The following is a 17,855-nucleotide window of genomic DNA, read 5'->3' on the forward strand; positions in this document are numbered from 1 at the left end:
CCGGTGTCAGGAGCAGCCCACCTCGTCGCCCCGGACCGCCCCCGACTCGCCCTGCTCCGGGTCGTCCGCCCGGACCTTGCGGACCTGGGGGGACGATGCGCCGACGGTGACCCTGAGGACGGGGCCGAGACCGGGGACGGCTCGCAGTTCGCTGCCGGGGAGGGCGGCGGCCAGGGACCGCGCGGAGCGGTCCCAGCGGGGGTCGTGGGAGATGACCGTGCGGTGCACCGAGGTGTCGCGGGCGGTGGTCGGCCGCCCGGTCGTACGGAATCCGGTGGCCCGCAGCGCCGCGTCGACCCGCTTGGCCGCACCGGACGTGTGCGAGCCGTTCTCCACCTGGACGCGGATCCGCCGCGGGGCCACCTCCACGTCGACGGCCGTGCCGCGGGCCCGCGACGTGGTGGCGAGGGGCTTGTCGTCGCGCAGGGCCCTGAAGAGGCGCTCGGAGCGGACGGGGTCCCACTTCACGGTCGAGCCGAGGCCCTTCACGGCGTATCCCATCCGCCCGATGGGGACGGTCGCGAACTCCGAGGAGGAGGGGGAGAAGGTGCGCATCGCCCGCCCGAGGTCCAGCAACTCGTCCGTGCCGAAGCCGCGGTCGGCCCGCACCGAGCCCAGCACCGCCCGCGTCACGTCGCGGAACCTCAGCGGGTTGAGCAGGATCCCGGAGGAGGTCGCCCGGTCGACCAGGCCGGCCAGGAACCGCTGCTGTCGTTTCATGCGGCCCAGGTCGGAGGAGGCGTCGGCGTGCCGGGAGCGGACGTACTGGAGGGCCTCGCCGCCCCGCAGGGTGTGGTCGCCCGGAGCGAGGTCGAGGCCGGTGTAGGGGTCCGTCAGCCGCCGGTCCGTGCAGATGCTCACGCCGCCGAGGACGTCGACGGTCTTCATGAAGCTGGTGAAGTCGACCTCCAGGTAGTGGTCGATCTTCACGTGCGTCATGTGCTCGACGGTCCGCACGGTCAGCTGCGGGCCACCCTCCGCGTACGCCGCGTTGATCTTGATCGGGTGGCCGTGGTGCTCCTCACCGGTGGTCTCGTCGGTGTGCGGGGGCGTCTCGGCGTAGGAGTCGCGCGGCAGGCTGACCACACTCGCCCGTTCCCGGTCCTCCGAGATGTGCACGATCATCAGCGTGTCGGTGCAGTGGCAGGGCGCCCCGCCGAGCCGGTAGCGCTGCCGCTCGGCCTCGGTGATCCGGTCGCGGCCGTCGGTGCCGACCATCAGCACGTTCATGCCGTGACCGGCCCGCGGGCGGTTCTTCATGTCCTTGAAGGCGTCGACGCGGGCGATCCCGGCGTCGAGGCTGCTGACCAGGGTGTGGCCGATCCCGGCGGAGGCCAGCACGACGACCGACAGCGTCATCGTCGCCCGCATGGCCCAACGGGGACGTTTCCTCGGCGCGGGGCGGGCCGGCCGGCGGCGCGGGGGCCGGGAGGCGGTGGACCGGGGCGGGGTGGGGGACAAGCGGGTCACCTCCGGGCGACGGCCGTACGAGGCGTACGAGGGGAGCCGTGAGCACCGTAGGCCGTGGTGATCGGCCGCCCGCCGCAGGGGACGCGGCGGCGCGCACCGGTGTCCCCCGTTCGCGGTAACGTGATGCTCCTATGAACGCGAAGTCCGACGTGCAGCTCCCCGCCGTGTCCGTCATCATGCCCGTCCTCGACGAGGAGCGGCATCTGCGCGGAGCCGTCCAAGCGATCCTCGCGCAGGAGTACGCCGGCGAGATGGAGGTCGTGATCGCCCTCGGTCCCTCCAGGGACCGCACGGACGAGATCGCCGCCGAACTCGTGGCCGAGACTGCGTCCGACCAGAACAAGCGCGTGCACACCGTCCCGAACCCGTCGGGCCGTACGCCCGCCGCCCTGAACGCCGCGATCAAGGCCTCGCGCCATCCGATCGTCGTCCGCGTCGACGGGCACGGCATGCTCTCGCCGAACTACATCGCCACCGCCGTACGGCTCCTGGAGGAGACCGGCGCGCAGAACGTCGGCGGCATCATGCACGCCGAGGGCGAGAACGACTGGGAACACGCGGTCGCCGCCGCGATGACCTCGAAGATCGGCGTCGGCAACGCCGCCTTCCACACCGGCGGACAGGCCGGCCCCGCCGAGACCGTCTACCTCGGCGTCTTCCGGCGCGAGGCCCTGGAGCGACAGGGCGGCTACAACGAGGAGTTCATCCGCGCCCAGGACTGGGAGCTGAACTTCCGCATCCGTGAGGCCGGCGGACTGATCTGGTTCTCGCCCGAGCTGAAGGTGTCGTACCGCCCGCGGCCCAGCGTCAGGGCGCTCGCCAAGCAGTACAAGGACTACGGCCGCTGGCGGCACGTCGTCGCCCGCTACCACGAGGGCTCCATCAACCTGCGCTACCTCGCCCCGCCGACCGCGGTGTGCGCGATCGCGGCCGGGACCGTGGTCGGCGCGGCCCTGACCCCCCTCGGCTTCCTGATACCGGGCGGCTACCTCGCGGCGATCGTCCTCGGCTCGCTGCCGGCCGGCAAGGGACTGCCGCCGAAGGCCCGCCTCCAGATCCCCGTGGCCCTCGCCACCATGCACATGTCGTGGGGCTTCGGCTTCCTGACCAGCCCGAAGTCGCTGGCGAGGAAGGTCATCGCCTCCCGCCGGCCGGCGGTGCCCAGCTCGCGCTGAGCACCGCGCGGCGGCGGAAGGGCCCGGCCTACCAGGTGTAGGCCGGGTCCACGTGCATGCACTGGCTGGTGTCGGCGGCGTTCATCGTCTCCGCCGAGGTGGGCGTCCTGTCGTCCTCCACCGGCGCCTTGTACGCCGTGCCCGAGCGCCAGTCCGCGCCCACGAGGAGAGTGACCCCGGAGACCTCGGTGGACTGCTTCACCCGGCCCGTCGGGATGCCGAGGGCCTTCGCCACCCGCAGGGCGTCGGCCTGGAGGTCGGCGCTCGGGTAGCGGATCACCGTGAACTTCTCGGAGGTGGCCGGCGCGGTGTCCGCCTTGGCGTCGGTGAAGCCCTTGCCGACCAGCAGCTCCGTCACCGCGTTCGCCCGTCCGCGGGCCGCGCCCAGCGCGTCGGTGTAGGTGCCGTTGTGGACCTGTACGGCGATCTCGTCGTCCGCGGCGGCCGCGTCCGTGACCGTCGGGGACGGGCTCGGGGTGGCCTTCGGGGCGTCCTTGCCGTCCAGGGCGATGTCCTCGCGGACCAGCCGGAACAGCTTCCCGGCGTCCTCGGTGGGCACCACCCGGCCGGTCTGGACGGTGTCGTACCGGTTGGGCATCGTCGTCATGGTGATGCGCTCGGTGGGCACCTTCTGGAGTTCGGTCGCCAGGTCGTACATCTTCTTGATGCTGTTCAGGCCGTCGTCGACGGTGATAGCCCGCGTGGCCGCCTCGGCGAGCCTGCGCAGCCCGTTCGGGTTGGTCAGCCTCGCCTCCGAACGCAGCTGGCGGACCATCGAGTTCATGTACATGTGCTGGGCCTTGGCGCGCGCCAGGTCGGTGTCGTCCTCGAAGCCGTAGCGGGTGCGCAGCCACTGAAGCGCCTGCTTGCCCTTGATGTCGTGGGTGCCCTTCTCCAGCTTGAGGCCCGAGCCCTTGCCCGTGCTGGTGTGGGAGTGGACGTTGGCGTCCACGCACACCGGGACGCCGCCGATCGCGTCCGCCATCGACACCACACCCGCGAAGTCGATCATCATGAAGTGGTCGATGTGGATGTCGGTGAGCTTCTCCCAGGTGGCCACCGTGCAGCCCGGACCGCCGCGCCCCAGCGACGAGTTGGTGATCTCCCGGGTGAGTGCCCGGTACACCTCGCCGGTGTCCGGGTCCGTGCACCGGGGGATGTCGAGCAGCGTGTCGCGCGGCATGCTCACCACCGACATGTTGCTGCGGTCCGCGGAGACGTGCAGCAGCATCTGGACGTCGGCGAGAGGTGTGCCGTTGAAGGTGTCCCTGGCCCCGCCGAGTTTCTGGTTCTCCGCCGTGTCGCGGGCGTCCGAACCGATCAGCAGGATGTTCAGGGCCTTCTGCCCGGCCTCGTTGGCCCTGGTCTCGGCCGCCCGGTCCTTGGCGTCGCCCAGGTTCAGCCGGTCGCTCTTGATGTTGGCGTTGAGGTGTTCGTAGTAGAGGTATCCGGCCCCCGCGCCGCCCAGTATCACCAGGGTGAGCACGGTCGCCGACCAGCGCAGCACGCGCCGTCTGCGCCGTCCGCGGTCGATGCCGCGGCCGGCTCTGCGCCCGCCTTCTCCGCCTTCGTCGGCGTCCTCCTCCCCGGCCGTCGGCTCGTCGTCCGCCGCCATGGGCGTGGTGTCCCCGACCTCGGGACCCGTCCCCCGTACAGTGCTCCGCCCCACTGGCCCTGCCCCTCCCCGCCGTGCGCCTGACATGACACGGGCCGTCCCGCGTCAAGTCAGACGCTTGACGCGCCCGCAGGGTTACCTACTTGGCGCACTGGACCTTGTCCGCCGTGGACTTGTCGACCGTGTTCGGCACGGTCGTCGGGGCCGTGAGCGAGGCGCCCGCACCCTTGAAGTCCTTGCCCAGCGTCAGTGTCATGGTCGGCAGACCCTGGGCGTTGGTGACGCTCTCGCCCGGCTTCAGCGCGGTCCCGGGCAGCCCCATGACGGCGGCGAGCTTGCGTGCCTGGGCGGCCTGTTCCGGCGCGTACTCGAGCGTCGTCCTGCTGAGTGCCTGGGGCGCGTTGCCCGCGTTCTCGGACTTCGTCACGCCCTCATCATTCTGTAGCCAGCTGAGAGTGGCCTGTGCGCTGCCGGGCTCGGCGCCGCCGTTCTGGATCCGCACCCGCACCTCGGAGGCCGCGGACTGGGGGCCCTTGAGGCGGGCCGCCGCGGCCGCGGCCGCCGCGTCCTTCGACGCCTTCGCCTGCTGCTTCACCTCGGTGAAGGACACGTCGTCCCGGATCATCTGGAAGACGGTGGGCGCCGTCGCCCTGTTGAGGATGACGGTGGCCTTGACCTTCTCGGCCGGGTTGTCGACGACCGGCACGGTGGCGAAGGTCAGGTTCTTGACGTTGAGCTTGCCCAGCTCCAGACCGAGGTCCTTGAGCTTGGTGATGCTGTCCAGCTGGGAGTCGACGGTGAGCGCTTTCGTGCCCGCCTCCGCCAGCTTGATCATCTTGGTGGGACTGGTGAGCGTGTCGTTCGACTTCAGCTTGCGCATCAGCGAGCCGAGGAACTGCTGCTGGATCGCGATCCGGCTCAGGTCGCCGCCGTAGCCCACCGAGTGCCGGGTGCGCAGGAACGCCAGCGCCTGCTCGCCCTGGATGGTGTGCGTGCCCTCCGACAGCTTGAGGTGCGAGTCCGGGTCGTCGATGTCCTTGGCCAGACACACCTCGACCCCGCCGACCGCGGTCGTCAGCGTCTTGACCGCGTTGAAGTCGGCCACCATGAAGTTGTCCGGGGTGACCCCGGTCAGCTCCGTCACCGTGCGCATGGTGCAGCTGGGCGTACGGCCGTCCTGGCCGAGGCTCGTGTTGAAACGGACGCCCTGCGTGCCCTTGATGACCTTGCTGGTGCCGTCCTCCTGTTCGGTCGGGCAGTCCGGGACGTCCACGATCAGGTCGCGCGGGATGCTCAGCGCGGTCGCGTTCGTCCGGTCCTTGGAGACGTGCAGCAGGATCGTCGTGTCGGCGTGGCCCACGCTGCCGGAGTCGCCGTAGCCCTCGTTGCCCGCGCCGGTCCGCTTGTCGGTGCCGATCACCAGGATGTTGATCGCCTTGTCCTTGCTGAAGCCGCCGGTGCTCGCGCCGTCGTCGGAGACGGAGGTGATGTTGTCGTTGAGGTGCTCGAGATAGAGGTAGGCCGCGCCGGTGGTGCCCACCAGGACGAAGGCCGTGAGCCCGCCGGTCCACAGCAGGGCCTTCTTCGCCTTCGACTTCTTCTTCACCGGCCGGCGTCCGCGCCTGGCCGGCGGCGGCTCCTCCGGCACGCCGCGTCGACGGCGTGGCCCCGGCACCTCCGGAGCATCCCGCTCCGGAGTCGTCGTGGAACCGCCGGAAGCGGGCTCGGCTCCTGTACCGCCGTCCGCCGCACGGGCGGAACGCCTACGGGACCCGGGGACCGTCGATTGCGGTGCGGAAGGAGTCAGTCGCAGTTCGTATTCGCCGGTGTCCGGATTGAGCACCCACTGGTCTGCGGGGTCGATGTTGTCCGCCCGCCCACGGCCTTGCGCGTCCACGGTTGTCCGAATCCTCCGTCGGGGCCACGCGGCGCCTTTCCCCCCTTCAAGGCGCTCGGGTCTCGGTCACACAGTGCTCGACCCCAGAACGGTCCTCAGGCCGGGTGCACCGGATCGCTCACACTATCCGCCAAGTTCGGCGCGGAGCGACGACGGTGACAAATTCCACGTCCCTACAACCGGGCAATACGGTCTATTTCCTTGAACTGGAGTTCGCGGTGGCCGGTCCGCTTGGGAAGCGCTTTACTCGCGGTGGGGCGCGCGGCTCACGTGCAGGTGTGGTCGCCCGCCGTATTCCCCCGGAAACTCGGCTCGGCCGCGTCCGGGGATGCGTACGGATCGTGATCGGGTGACTCCGAAGAGGTGGAACGCCCCGGCTCTTTCGCGGTGACGGCGACGGGCGCGTCCGTCCGCAACCGCTCGAAGAGCCGCTCCGCCGCGGGCTCCACGAGTTGGTCGCGGTTGGGGTTGTAGACGTACGACTCCCGCGGAACGGTCAGGAACCGCACCTGCTCGGTGGGAATGTCGCGCAGGCCGCGCACGAGTTCGTAGAGACCCCGCAGGCTCGCCAGGGCCGGGTCGGTGGTGAGTGAGGACGTGGCCGCGTCCAGCACCGGATACAGCTTCACCGGATTCAGCAGGACGTCATCACTCTGCGCCTTGTTGACGAGCGCTCCGAGAAAGCGTTGCTGCCGGTCCATCCGGTCGGTGTCGCTGCCGTCGCCGAGCGTCTTGCGGGCGCGCACATAGCCGAGGGCCTGCTCGCCGTCGAGCGTCACCCGGCCCGCGGGCAGCCGCAGCTTGGCCGCCTTGTCGCGGATCGGCTCCTTCAGGCACACCTCGACCCCGTCGAGCGCGTCGACCATCTTCTTGAAACCGTGGAAGTCGACGACCACGTGATGGTCGACCCGGATGTCCGTCAACTTCTCCACCGTCCGGATCGTGCAGGCCGAACCACCGGTCTGGAAGGCGTAGTTGAACATCGCGAACATCGGCGCCGACCGGGAACCGTCCGGTCGTCGGCAGGCCGGCACGTCCACCATGAGATCGCGGGGTATCGACACCGCCGTCGCCCTGCGCCGCCCGGCGGACAGATGCAACAGGATCGTCGTGTCCGACCGCTCGGTCCCGGAATCCCGCCCGTACGCGCTGTTGCCGTCCCCCGCGCGTGAGTCCGAACCGATCAACAGCACGTTCTGCGCGTCCTTCACCAGTGCGGTCGGCCGCTCCCTCGCATACCGCGCCAGCTCCGCCGCGGCCGCCTCGTCCGGCGTGATGTTCCCGTCGAGCTTCGCGTACACGACCCACCCGGCCACCCCGGTCCCCACCACCAGCGACCCCGCCACTATCAGCCCGACCACCATTCGACGCCGACGCCGCCGCCGCACCAGCCCCACCCCCAGGGCGGAGGCCCCCGCCCCCGGTCCGAGAGGCTGGGCGCTCTCCGGTCCGAGAGGCTCGGCCGCCCTCTCGCTCCCACTCACTCCGGCACTCGCCCCTCCCACTCACCGTACGAAAACGCCGTGCAGTCCCTCCGACGATGCCGTGAGCTGGGGCGGGGCGCGGGTGGGGAGGGGCCGGACGGGTGACGGGGCGCGCTTCCTGGGCAGGGCGATGCCCGCCTGCCCGGCGCGAGGGTCGCCAGGCGTCGGAGCCGGGCCCGCCCGGGCGCTGCGCCCTGGTGGTCGCAGCGCCGCGCCCGGTACGGCCGGAAGAGGCCGCCGGTCCTGGCGCGCGACGGGAAACGGCCGGCACGGCCCGCCGGAGAAGGGCAGCTGCCGCCGGGCGGGCGTGCGGTGCGCCCGGGCCACGGCCGTCGGCTCGGCCGGCGGGGGCGGACGGGGCACGGGCAAGCGCGTGCCCGGGGGACGGGCGGGGCGCGGGCAAGCGCGTGCCTGGGCGACGGGCGGGTGCCGAAGAGACCCTGCCCGCCGCACCGCAGCGGCCGTCCGCCTCCGCGCCGGGTGGCCGACGGCCGTGCGGAGCGCCGAGGAGACGGCCGGGCGGTGCGGCACGGCGGCGCAGGCCGAACCGGGGCCGCAGGCCGAACCGGAGCCGACGGCCGGCGTCGCGGCCGACGACGCGGCGTCGCCCTCGGCCCAGCCGGCGGCCCCGGCCGCGTGCCGGGGCCGGGGCCGGGGCCGCCGGCTGGGCGGCTGTCGGGCGACGATCAGCCGCAGACCCGGACCTCGGCCGAGCTGTGCCCGGTTGCCGTGACGTGGGTGAAGTGGAGGGGGCCGCGGTCACCGGGCCGTCGTCGTCACCCGTTCGCTGTCGATGCGCCTGGTCAGGGCCTCCTCCGACGCCTGGTCCAGGTTCCGGCACAGGACGACCGAGCCGCCGGTGGCCAGGGGGGCGTACAGACCGGCGCTGAGGCCCTCCCAGGTGTCGTACGGCAGGCCCGACAGGAGGCGGGAGCCGGGCCCCAGGAGGCCGAGGGCGGGCGCGTCGGCGCGGGCGCGCTCCACCAGCTCCGCGCTCGTGTATTCCGCGCCGGCCACGATCAGCGCGGGCTCCTCGGGATCGACGGGCGCGTACGGCGCGAAACGGTCGCCGTGGGTCGGGACGTCCACCGCGTAGTCGGCGTACCCCTCCGGCGGCGCCGGGACGAACCGGCGCCCGAGCGGCGCGAGCGACAGCGCGTACCGCTCGCCCCGGCACGCCAGCCCCGCCTCGAACCGGCCGGGCCCGGCCACGACGAAGTCCGCGCGGGCCGGATCCCCGGCCATGTCCGCGACGACCCCGACCGAGGAGCAGGCCACCAGCCACACCGCCGTCTGCCAGTGCGCGGGCAGCAGCAGGGCGACACGGTCCCCGGGTTCGACGGCCAGCCCGTCCTGGAGGAGGTTCGCGGTCTTGGCCACCCAATTGGCGAAGGTGGCCACGGACAATTCGACCCGTTCGCCCGTGGCGTCGTCGTAGAAGGTCACCAGGGGACGCGCGGGATCCGCGGCGAGCGCGGAACGCAGCAGGTCGGCAGGGGTGCGGTCAGTGGCGTTCACCCGCGTCAGCGTACGCGCCGCGCCACGGTGAACGCCCGCCACCAGGCCACCGGTTCGGCCGAACGCCCTTCGACGCCTCGTCAAGTCCCCGATGGACAGAAATGTATGACTATGTCCAGGATCGGTGGCATGCCTGGACTGCTTGCTTCCTCGATCGGCGTCACCTGTGCGGCCGCACTAGCCCTCCCGCTGACGCCCCCCGCCACTGCGGTGACGGCGCGTCCGGCGCCGACCGTGCAGGCGGCACCCGCCGCGGCCCGGCCCGCCGGCCCCGCCGCCCCGCTCGCCGGCAGCACCCAGTCGCTGCCCCTGACCCCCCTCGCCCGCGACCGCGCCCCCGGCGCGGGAGCCCGACAGGGCCTGCCCCGCCGGGACGTACGGTCCTTCTCCCTCCTCGGCGTCGTATGGGACGACCCGGACGCCGAACTGCACGGCCGCGTCCAGGTCCGTACCCGCGCCGCCCACACCGGCACGTGGTCGGACTGGCAGGACGTCGAGACGCACAACGCCGACCACGGCGCCGACCCCGACACCCCCGAACGCGCCTCGGGCCACGTCCGCGGCGCCACCGCCCCGCTGTGGGTGGGGGAGTCGGACGGCGTGGAGGTCCGCGTCAGCCCGGAGGCCGAACGGCGTACGGAGGGCACCGCGGCCGGCGCGCGCACCATGTCCTCGCCCCCCGGACTCCCCTCGGGGATGCGCCTGGAACTCGTCGACCCGGGCACCACCGCCCCCGCCCACGCTCCGGTGGGCCCGCCCCGCAGCCGAGCCGCGACCGCCCAGGTCCCGGCCGAAGCTCCCGCCGCCGCCCGGGACGCGGCGGCGGCCGCGAGGGCGGAGTCGGCCCAAGGCACGACCGTCGAGTCCAACGCGGCCTCCGCCGCCAACACCGGCCTCGCCCCCCTCGGAGCCACCGAGATCCCGGCCCTCGACCGCGCGGGCACCGAACGGGAACTCCTCCCGCTCCGCTCCCGCGAACTGACGGGGGCTCAGCGCGCGAAGCCGTACATCGGCCCGCGTCCCGGCATCGTGACCCGTCGCGGCTGGGGCGCCGACGAGAAGCTGCGCGAGAAGAAGTTCGTGTACACGAACAAGGTCAAGGCGGCCTTCGTGCACCACACGGCCTCGGGCAACAAGTACAAGTGCTCGCAGGCCCCGTCCGTCATTCGCGGCATCTACCGCTACCACGTCAAGAGCCTGGGCTGGCGGGACATCGGCTACAACTTCCTCGTCGACAAGTGCGGCAACATCTACGAGGGCCGTGCGGGGGGTGTGGCGAAACCCGTCATGGGTGCCCACACCCTCGGCTTCAACAGCAACAGCATGGGGATCGCGGTCCTCGGCACGTTCACCGACACCAAGCCGTCCGCCTCCGCGGTCAAGGGCATCGCCCGCCTGACGGCATGGAAGCTGGGTCTGTTCGGTGCCAATCCGAAAGGAAAGACATACCTGACGTCCGGCGGTGGCAATCTCTACCGAAAAGGTAAGAACGTACGACTGAACGTGATCTCCGGACACCGGGACGGCTTCGCGACGGAATGCCCAGGACGGCAGCTCTACGGCAAGCTCGGCTCGGCCCGTACGACGGCGGCCGGATACCAGGGCCGCTGACGTCGCGCATCCTCGACCCCGGGGTCCGGGGAGGCCCCGGCCGGAACCGGCGGGACGGACGGTACGTCCAGTGGGGGCATATTCCACAGCCGTCGGGGGGACCGCGCGGGGAACACCGCACGGCCATCGAAGTTGCCGCACCACGGTCTGCATACACTGGCCGCCGAAAGACAGTTCGGCCGGTCCCGGCAGGAAGCAGAGACGAAGGTGACAGAAGCGATCCTCCTGGTCGGCGGCAAGGGCACCCGGCTGCGCCCGCTCACGGTGCACACGCCCAAGCCCATGGTCAGGGCGGCGGGGGTGCCGTTCCTCACGCACCAGCTGGCGCGGGCGAAGGCGGCAGGCGTGGACCACATCGTCCTGGCGACGAGCTATCTGGCGGAGGTCTTCGAACCGTACTTCGGCGACGGTTCGTCGCTGGGCCTGCACATCGAGTACGTCACGGAGGACGAGCCCCTCGGCACCGGCGGCGCCATCCGCAACGTGGCGTCCCGCCTCCACTCGGGCCCCGACGATCCGGTGCTGATCTTCAACGGCGACATCCTCACCGGCCTGGACATCAGACGCCTGGTGGCCACCCACGAGGCGACGGCGGCGGACGTCTCCCTCCACCTCACGAAGGTGACGGACCCGAGGGCCTACGGCCTGGTCCCCACGGACGACACGGGCAAGGTCCTGGCCTTCCTGGAGAAACCCCAGACCCCCGAGGAGATCGTCACCGACCAGATCAACGCGGGCGCGTACGTCTTCCGCCGCTCGGTCATCGACACGATCCCGGCCGGCCGCCCCGTCTCGGTGGAACGCGAGACGTTCCCCGACCTCCTCTCCGCCGGGGCCCACCTCCAGGGGATGGTCGACTCGACGTACTGGCTGGACCTGGGCACCCCGGCGGCCTTCGTTCGCGGCTCGGCGGACCTGGTCCTCGGCCGCGCCCCGTCCCCCGCGGTCCCCGGCCGCTGCGGCGACCGGCTGATCCTCCCGACGGCCACGGTCGCGCCCGACGCGAAGCTGACCGGCGGCACGGTGGTCGGCGAGGGGGCGTTCGTCGCGGAGGGGGCGCGCGTCTTCGGCTCGACGATCCTCCCCGGCGCGGTCATCGAACCCGGCGCGGTGATCACCGACTCCCTCATCGGCACCCGGGCCCGCGTGGGCGAACGCTCGGTCCTCACCGGCACGGTCATCGGCGACGGCGCGGTGATCGGCGCCGACAACGAACTCCGTGACGGAGCGAGGGTGTGGTGCGACGCCCGAATCCCAGCGGCGGCGCTGAGGTTCTCCTCGGACCAGTGACGGGGCCCGCCCTGGGGCTGTGCGCCCAGACGCCGGACCTGGGCCCACCCACCCCACCACCCGCCCCGGCGGGACAGGAGGCGGCCTCCCCGTCCCGGCGCAGCCCGGCCGCACCAGCCCGGCCGCACCAGCCCGGCCGGGGTCGCCCGGCCGGGAAGTCCCAGGACGAACCCGCGCCGTCCCGAACCCCCAGCCGTCCACCGGGGGCGAACCCGTCGGCATGGGCTGGGACGACTCATCCGGTGTGGGGGTGGCCTCTCTCGGGCAGTCCGAAGACGTATTCCTTCGCCCCGAGCCCCCGCCCACCCGCTGGGGGCGAACCGGCCGCCCCGCCCAGGGACGACTCAGCCCGCCCGGCGTTCGACGACCAGTTCCGTCCAGGGCCGACCAGCCAGTCCCGTCCAGGGCCGAAGCCGGGGCCCGGGGGCGCGGCTCCCGGCTTCGGGGCGGGAAGGGGCGGCGGGGGCGCGGCTCCCGGCTTCGGGGCGGGAAGGGGCGGCGGAGGCGCGGCTCCCGGCTTCGGGGCGGGAAGGGGCGGCGGGGGCGCGGCTCCCAGGTTCGGGGCGGAGGGAGCGGCGGGGGCGCAACCCCTCCGACGCCCCACCCCCACCACACACCCTTCCGCGCCTCAAAGCCGCCCGATGTCGCCCACCGGCATCCGAGGCGCCCGCCGCCCCGGCGTCTTCCCACTCAACAAGATCAACCGAGCGGCCCGGTGCCGTTGCCCCGCATAAGGCTCGAGCAACGCCAACATCACCGCATCGTCCGCGAGCCGATCCCCCGCCAACGCCCACCCCACGATCCCCGGCAGGTGCAGATCCCCGACCGTCACCGCATCCGCCGCCCCATGACTGCGCTGCACGACCTCCGCAGAGGTCCAGGGCCCGATCCCCGGCACCACCTCCAACCGAGCCCGCGCCTGCTCCGGCGGCATCCGCTCCGCCTCCTCCAGCCGCCCGGCGACCCGCACGGCCCGCAGAATCGTCGAAGCCCGCTTGTTGTCGACCCCGGCCCGGTGCCACTCCCAGGAGGGAATCAGCGCCCAGGTCCGAGCCGCCGGCATCACCCACAGCCGCCCGCCCGCCGCGGGCCCCGGCGCCGGCTCCCCGAACTTCCGCACGAGCAGCCGCCACGCCCGGTACGCCTCGTCGGCGGTGACCTTCTGCTCGAGGATCGAGGGGATCAGGGACTCCAGCACCAGCCCGGTCCGCAGCAGACGCAGCCCCGGCCGCCGGTGCACGGTCATGGCCAGGAGCCGGTGCCGAGGCACGAAGGCGGCGGGGTCGTCGGAGGACCCGAGCAGCTCGGGCAGCCGCTCCAGCAGCCATTCGGCGCCCGGCCCCCAGGCCTCCCCCCGCACAGCAGCCTCACCGGGCACGACGGAGACCCGCAGGGTGCCGGGTCCGCCGGGCGTCAGGCTGGCCCGCCAGACCGACCCGTCCGGCATCGCCCGGAACGTGGGATCGGCGGGCCCGCGCCGAAGCGGCCCCAGCACCAGCCCGAGATCCAGCGGCCCGTCCGGCACCCAGGTCCGCACCCGCCCGCCCGCGGACGCCTGCCGAGGCAGTCCGGCGGGCGAGGGCACGGCGACCTGTCCGCCGCGCACGGTCGTACGCGAGGTCCGGGGATCGAATCGTCCTGCCACGAATGAGGTCCTAGCTAGGTGGGCGCTGGGGTCTGGGCTCTACGAGCATCTCGGCTGAACCGGTGAAGCGACTTCGGGTGACCCGGCGGGTCACCCGGTGGACGAACAGGTGGGACAAGCCGGGGAGGACCGGAAGATGCTCCCAGCCTCTCACCGCACCGCCACGAACCCCTCCACCTCCCGCTCGCCCCGAGCCTTCGGCTCCTCCGCCGGGTGCCCGACCGCCACCGCCCCCATCGGATCCCAGTCCCCGGGCAGCTCCAGCACCTCGCGCACCACGTCCCGGCAGAACATGGTCGACGACACCCACGCGGACCCCAGCCGCTCCCCGGCCAGCGCGACGAGGAAGTTCTGCACCCCGGCCCCGGTCGCGACGACGAACATCTCCCGCTCGGCCGCGTCCCGCCGCGCGTCGCCATAGGTGTGCGAGCCGTCCATCACCAGGCACGGCACGACCAGATAGGGCGCGTTGCGCAGGACGTCCCCGCGCCGCACCCGCTTGGCGATCGACTCCTCGGACTTCCCGTCCCGCCGCAGATCCTCGATCCACGCCTCCCGCATGGCGTCCAGCAGACGGATCCTGGACTCCGCCGACTCCAGCAGCACGAACCGCCACGGAGTCGTGTGATGCGGTGCCGGCGCCGTGACCGCCGCGGCCACCGCCCGGCGAACCGCGCCGGGATCGACCGGCTCGTCGGTGAAGGACCGTACGGTCCGGCGCTGGGTGACCGCCAGCCGTACCGCCTCGGACGTCCCGAGCCGGAACATGTCGTCGCGCGCGCCGCGCACCATGGCGCGGGCGCCCTCCCCGTCGCCGTCGGCCACGACATGGGGCAGACCCCGCACCACGGCCACGGGCAGCCCAGAGGCCTTCCCCTTCACCAGGTCGCCCGCGGCGGCCAGTTCGTCCGCCGTGGCGACGACGGTCGCGCTGAGCGGGTTGCCGTACGCGTCCGTGCCGCCCCGCAGATCGTCCAGCACGCGTACGCCCGCGGCGCCGACGGCCACGTCGGTGAGCCCCGCGCGCCAGGGCCGCCCGAAGGTGTCGGTGACGACGACCCCGACGTCCACGCCGAGCGCGTCGCGCAGCCCGTCGCGAATCGCGCGCGCGGAGGCGTCCGGGTCCTCGGGCAGCAACAGCACGGTGCCGGCAGGGGTGTTGGAGGCGTCCACGCCGGCGGCGGCCATGACCAGACCCTGCCGGTTCTCGACGATGCGCAGCGCCCCGCGCCGGGCGACGACCCGCACGGTCTCCGCGTCGATCGCGGCCTCCCGGTCGTCCGCCCGGACGACGCGGCCCTCCGCCTTGGACACGATCTTCGAGGTCACCAGCAGGACGTCGCCGTCGGCGAGCCCCGGCTCGGCGACGGCGATCAGCTTGGCGAGGTCGTCGCCGGCCCGCACCTCGGGCAGTCCGCCCACGGCCCAGACGCGGTAACCGGTCTGCGCGCTCACGCGTCCCGCACCTCCTCGGCCAGCGCCAGTGCCTCCTGGGCCATCCGCGCGCTCGCGTCGACGTCGGTCATCATCAGGGGGACGGCCCGGCAGCGGATCCCGGCGGCCTCGACCCGCTCCACCCAACCGGTGTCGACGGTGTCCACGAGCCAGCCGTCCAGCAGTCCCGAGCCGTAGTGCTCGGCGACCGCCGCCGCCGTCGACTCCACGCCGACCGCCGCGAGCACCTTGTCGGCCATCCCGCGCACGGGCGCGTCACCGACGATGGGGGAGAGGCCCACGACCGGCACCCCGGCCTCGGCGATCGCCTCGCGGATGCCGGGCACGGCGAGGATCGTGCCGATGGACACGACGGGGTTCGACGGCGGGAAGAGGACGACGTCCGCCTCCGCGATCGCCTCCAGCACACCGGGCGCGGGCTTGGCCTGCTCGGCGCCGACGGGCACGATCGCCTGGGCCGGCACGGACGCCCGCAGCCGTACCCAGTACTCCTGGAAATGGACGGCCTTGCGCTCGCCGTGGACATCGACGGCGACATGCGTCTCCACGCGGTCGTCGCTCATCGGGATCAGCCGCACTCCTGGCTTCCACCGGTCGCACAGCGCCTCGGTGACCGCGCTGAGCGGATACCCGGCGCCGATCATCTGCGTCCGCACGATGTGCGTCGCGAAGTCCCGGTCACCCAGTCCGAACCACTGGGGCTCCACGCCGTACGCCGCGAGCTCCTCCTTGAGATGGAACGTCTCGTCGGTCCGCCCCCAGCCCTGCTCCTCGTTGATGCCGCCGCCGAGCGTGTACATCACCGTGTCGAGGTCCGGGCAGACCTTCAGCCCGAAGAGGTGGATGTCGTCCCCGGTGTTGCCGATGACCGTGATGTCCGCGTCCGGCGCGGCCCGCTTCAGACCGCGCAGGAACCGGGCACCACCGATGCCGCCTGCCAGAACCACAATGCGCATGCGTCAAGTCTGGCAGGCGGGCACGACAACCGGTCACACGGTCGCCGCACACCCCCACGCGGTACGCGGCACACCGCACGCGGCGCGCCGACGCGTCACGCGGTCACGGCACGCCCCTCGCAGTACGGCGTCTCGTGCATCGGCATCTCGGTCAGGCCGGGGAAGTACACGTGCAGACTCACGGCGGGCTCCAGCGCGTCGTTGACGACCTCGTGGACGTACCCCGGAGCGAACACCCGCTGGGCGCCCACCACGCCCGCCGTCAACACGCGCGTGCCGCGCTCCGTGCGCTCGGTCAGCGTGCCCTCCAGGACGGTCAGCACGCCGGAGGAGCGGCCGTGGTCGTGCAGTCCGCTGCCCTGACCGGGCACCCATGACAGCAGCCACACCTCGTAGCCGGGGCCGGTGCGCAGCCGGTGGTACCAGCGGGTGGTCGCGTCGTACCGGACCAGGTGCTCCCACTGGGAGCGGTCGGCGGCGACGGAGCGGGCCAGGCCGGCGAACTCGGCGACGGTGCTCGGGTGCTCACGGGGGGGCTGGAGGAGGTGCGGGACTTCGAGGATGTCCCCGGCGATCTGGAGGTCGCTGTCGCTGTTCATGGGATGCGGTGGTTCCTCGGCGGAAGAAGAGGTGGGGGCTGGGTGTCACGTACCGTCCGCCCGGATCACGGGCGGGAGGGGGTGCCCGGGTGCGGGCCCTGGAACAGGCAGCCGAGTCACGGTCGGACTCGGAACAGCCGGAGCGATGGGGCAGGCTCAACAGCTGGAACAGCAACAACAGCTACGGCGAGCGAGGACAGCACCGCGGGACCCGGCGGTGCGGGTCGAGGTGAGTGCCAAGTTCGCGAGCATGCCCACAAGGACAGCGGTTGACACCCTCGGTGTCAACTCGGCAGCCGCCATGCGAGACCGGTTCACCTCATCAGGCTCATCTGCGAGGTGAAAGGTTTGTGCATGCCCCCACCGGGACACAAGGCGCACAAGCCGGGCGCGTGGGCCCGTTGCGATCCCGTGATCCGCATGTGATCCGGTTCGCTTCCGGACACGTGTCGGAACGGGATCGCTCCTGAGGGCGTCTGTCCCCGCACAGGCGCTGTGCGGGGCGGGGGTCTTCCGGGGCCTCATCTGTGTGTCAAGGTTTATGCCGATTTGAACACTAAACGCATGGCCTTGGTTCCGCAGAGTGAATAAGAGGCCCAATAGCAGATCTCAGCTTGACTCGCCCGGATCAGCACACTTGTAATTTCACTCGTGTCGTTCAGCCGCCATCGGTGACGGCCACGTCACGGGGACGCGAAAGACAGAGCGAGGGGCGCACATGACCGAGCTGGTGCAGCAACTGCTGGTCGACGTCGACGACGCGGACGAGGAACTCGGCTGGCAGGAGCGCGCACTGTGCGCCCAGACCGACCCCGAGTCCTTCTTCCCCGAGAAGGGCGGCTCCACCCGCGAGGCCAAGAAGGTCTGCCTCGCCTGCGAGGTCCGCTCCGAATGCCTCGAGTACGCCCTCGCCAACGACGAGAGATTCGGCATCTGGGGAGGCCTGTCCGAGCGGGAGCGCCGCCGACTGAAGAAGGCCGCCGTCTGAACGGGGCCGGGTCCGAGGCTTCGAACGGCCCGTCGCAGGTGGGTTGTCCACAGGTGGCGGGCCGCCGTCGTGCCCAGCCGATAGTGTGGGCGCTCGTCCGAGACGCCCCGCCGCCCGCACGCGGCGCGGGCGTCCACCGCAGTCCACCGAAC

At 72.3% G+C, this 17,855-nt stretch carries 13 protein-coding genes; 4 read left to right on the forward strand and 9 right to left on the reverse strand.

Annotation, left to right across the window (positions count from 1 at the left end; genetic code table 11):
• Positions 1 to 6: 6 nt before the first annotated feature.
• Positions 7 to 1,461, reverse strand: a complete 1,455-nt coding sequence (locus ACZ5Y0_RS13760; protein ID WP_469128836.1) for an LCP family protein — start codon at positions 1,459 to 1,461, stop codon at positions 7 to 9.
• A gap of 140 nt (positions 1,462 to 1,601) precedes the next feature.
• On the opposite strand from ACZ5Y0_RS13760, the gene ACZ5Y0_RS13765 reads away from it, so the two are divergent.
• Positions 1,602 to 2,645 carry a glycosyltransferase family 2 protein gene (locus ACZ5Y0_RS13765; protein ID WP_469128837.1) on the forward strand — a complete coding sequence of 348 codons (1,044 nt, stop codon included), beginning with the start codon at positions 1,602 to 1,604 and terminating at the stop codon, positions 2,643 to 2,645.
• A 28-nt stretch (positions 2,646 to 2,673) separates the two neighbouring features.
• Here the strand turns inward: ACZ5Y0_RS13765 and ACZ5Y0_RS13770 are convergent, their stop codons facing one another.
• From ACZ5Y0_RS13770 to ACZ5Y0_RS13785, 4 genes are all read right to left on the reverse strand, one after another.
• Positions 2,674 to 4,347, reverse strand: a complete 1,674-nt coding sequence (locus ACZ5Y0_RS13770; protein WP_469128838.1) for an LCP family protein — start codon at positions 4,345 to 4,347, stop codon at positions 2,674 to 2,676.
• A 52-nt stretch (positions 4,348 to 4,399) separates the two neighbouring features.
• Positions 4,400 to 6,157 (reverse strand): LCP family protein, encoded by a 1,758-nt coding sequence (locus tag ACZ5Y0_RS13775; protein WP_469128839.1) that lies wholly within the window; start codon positions 6,155 to 6,157, stop codon positions 4,400 to 4,402.
• A gap of 266 nt (positions 6,158 to 6,423) precedes the next feature.
• Positions 6,424 to 7,521, reverse strand: coding sequence for an LCP family protein (locus ACZ5Y0_RS13780; protein WP_469128840.1), 1,098 nt, complete (start codon positions 7,519 to 7,521; stop codon positions 6,424 to 6,426).
• Between the two features lie 879 nt (positions 7,522 to 8,400).
• Entirely contained in the window at positions 8,401 to 9,159 is a 759-nt protein-coding gene (locus tag ACZ5Y0_RS13785) for a TIGR03089 family protein (RefSeq protein ID WP_469128841.1), read from the reverse strand.
• A gap of 129 nt (positions 9,160 to 9,288) precedes the next feature.
• Here ACZ5Y0_RS13785 and ACZ5Y0_RS13790 point away from each other — a divergent pair, with 129 nt between their 5' ends.
• Both ACZ5Y0_RS13790 and manB read left to right on the forward strand, forming a co-directional pair.
• On the forward strand, positions 9,289 to 10,770 hold the full coding sequence (locus tag ACZ5Y0_RS13790) for a peptidoglycan recognition protein family protein (RefSeq protein WP_469128842.1): 1,482 nt from the start codon (positions 9,289 to 9,291) through the stop codon (positions 10,768 to 10,770).
• Positions 10,771 to 10,977: 207 nt separating this feature from the next.
• Complete coding sequence (gene manB, locus ACZ5Y0_RS13795; RefSeq protein WP_469128843.1) at positions 10,978 to 12,060, forward strand: mannose-1-phosphate guanylyltransferase; 1,083 nt, start codon at positions 10,978 to 10,980, stop codon at positions 12,058 to 12,060.
• A gap of 628 nt (positions 12,061 to 12,688) precedes the next feature.
• On the opposite strand, the gene ACZ5Y0_RS13800 is transcribed toward manB, so the two are convergent.
• The 4 genes from ACZ5Y0_RS13800 to ACZ5Y0_RS13815 all read right to left on the reverse strand — a co-directional run bounded on the left by ACZ5Y0_RS13800 (position 12,689) and on the right by ACZ5Y0_RS13815 (position 16,715).
• Positions 12,689 to 13,705, reverse strand: a complete 1,017-nt coding sequence (locus ACZ5Y0_RS13800) for a DNA-3-methyladenine glycosylase family protein (RefSeq protein ID WP_469128844.1) — start codon at positions 13,703 to 13,705, stop codon at positions 12,689 to 12,691.
• 150 nt (positions 13,706 to 13,855) lie between these two features.
• Positions 13,856 to 15,160, reverse strand: a complete 1,305-nt coding sequence (locus ACZ5Y0_RS13805; protein WP_469128845.1) for a coenzyme F420-0:L-glutamate ligase — start codon at positions 15,158 to 15,160, stop codon at positions 13,856 to 13,858.
• The gene (gene cofD / locus ACZ5Y0_RS13810) at positions 15,157 to 16,116 is read right to left on the reverse strand and encodes a 2-phospho-L-lactate transferase (RefSeq protein ID WP_469128846.1); all 960 of its coding nucleotides are present in this window, start codon (positions 16,114 to 16,116) and stop codon (positions 15,157 to 15,159) included. The genes ACZ5Y0_RS13805 and cofD overlap by 4 nt, the downstream gene beginning before the upstream one ends.
• Before the next feature lie 95 nt (positions 16,117 to 16,211).
• Positions 16,212 to 16,715 carry a cysteine dioxygenase gene (locus ACZ5Y0_RS13815; RefSeq protein ID WP_469128847.1) on the reverse strand — a complete coding sequence of 168 codons (504 nt, stop codon included), beginning with the start codon at positions 16,713 to 16,715 and terminating at the stop codon, positions 16,212 to 16,214.
• 718 nt (positions 16,716 to 17,433) lie between these two features.
• Between ACZ5Y0_RS13815 and ACZ5Y0_RS13820 the strand changes: the two genes are divergently transcribed.
• Entirely contained in the window at positions 17,434 to 17,703 is a 270-nt protein-coding gene (locus ACZ5Y0_RS13820) for a WhiB family transcriptional regulator (RefSeq protein ID WP_020128551.1), read from the forward strand.
• The last annotated feature ends 152 nt before the right edge of the window (positions 17,704 to 17,855 follow it).

The sequence above is a fragment of the Streptomyces sp. NPDC033216 genome, assembly GCF_055577115.1.

What these genes read in the sequence shown, in the direction of transcription:
- ACZ5Y0_RS13765 (WP_469128837.1), top strand. Translation starts at nt 1,602, where the DNA reads ATGAACGCGAAGTCCGACGTGCAGCTCCCCGCCGTGTCCGTCATCATG.
- ACZ5Y0_RS13770 (WP_469128838.1), bottom strand. Translation starts at nt 4,347, where the DNA reads ATGTCAGGCGCACGGCGGGGAGGGGCAGGGCCAGTGGGGCGGAGCACT.
- ACZ5Y0_RS13780 (WP_469128840.1), bottom strand. Translation starts at nt 7,521, where the DNA reads ATGGTGGTCGGGCTGATAGTGGCGGGGTCGCTGGTGGTGGGGACCGGG.
- ACZ5Y0_RS13790 (WP_469128842.1), top strand. Translation starts at nt 9,289, where the DNA reads ATGCCTGGACTGCTTGCTTCCTCGATCGGCGTCACCTGTGCGGCCGCA.
- cofD (WP_469128846.1), bottom strand. Translation starts at nt 16,116, where the DNA reads ATGCGCATTGTGGTTCTGGCAGGCGGCATCGGTGGTGCCCGGTTCCTG.
- ACZ5Y0_RS13815 (WP_469128847.1), bottom strand. Translation starts at nt 16,715, where the DNA reads ATGAACAGCGACAGCGACCTCCAGATCGCCGGGGACATCCTCGAAGTC.
- ACZ5Y0_RS13820 (WP_020128551.1), top strand. Translation starts at nt 17,434, where the DNA reads ATGACCGAGCTGGTGCAGCAACTGCTGGTCGACGTCGACGACGCGGAC.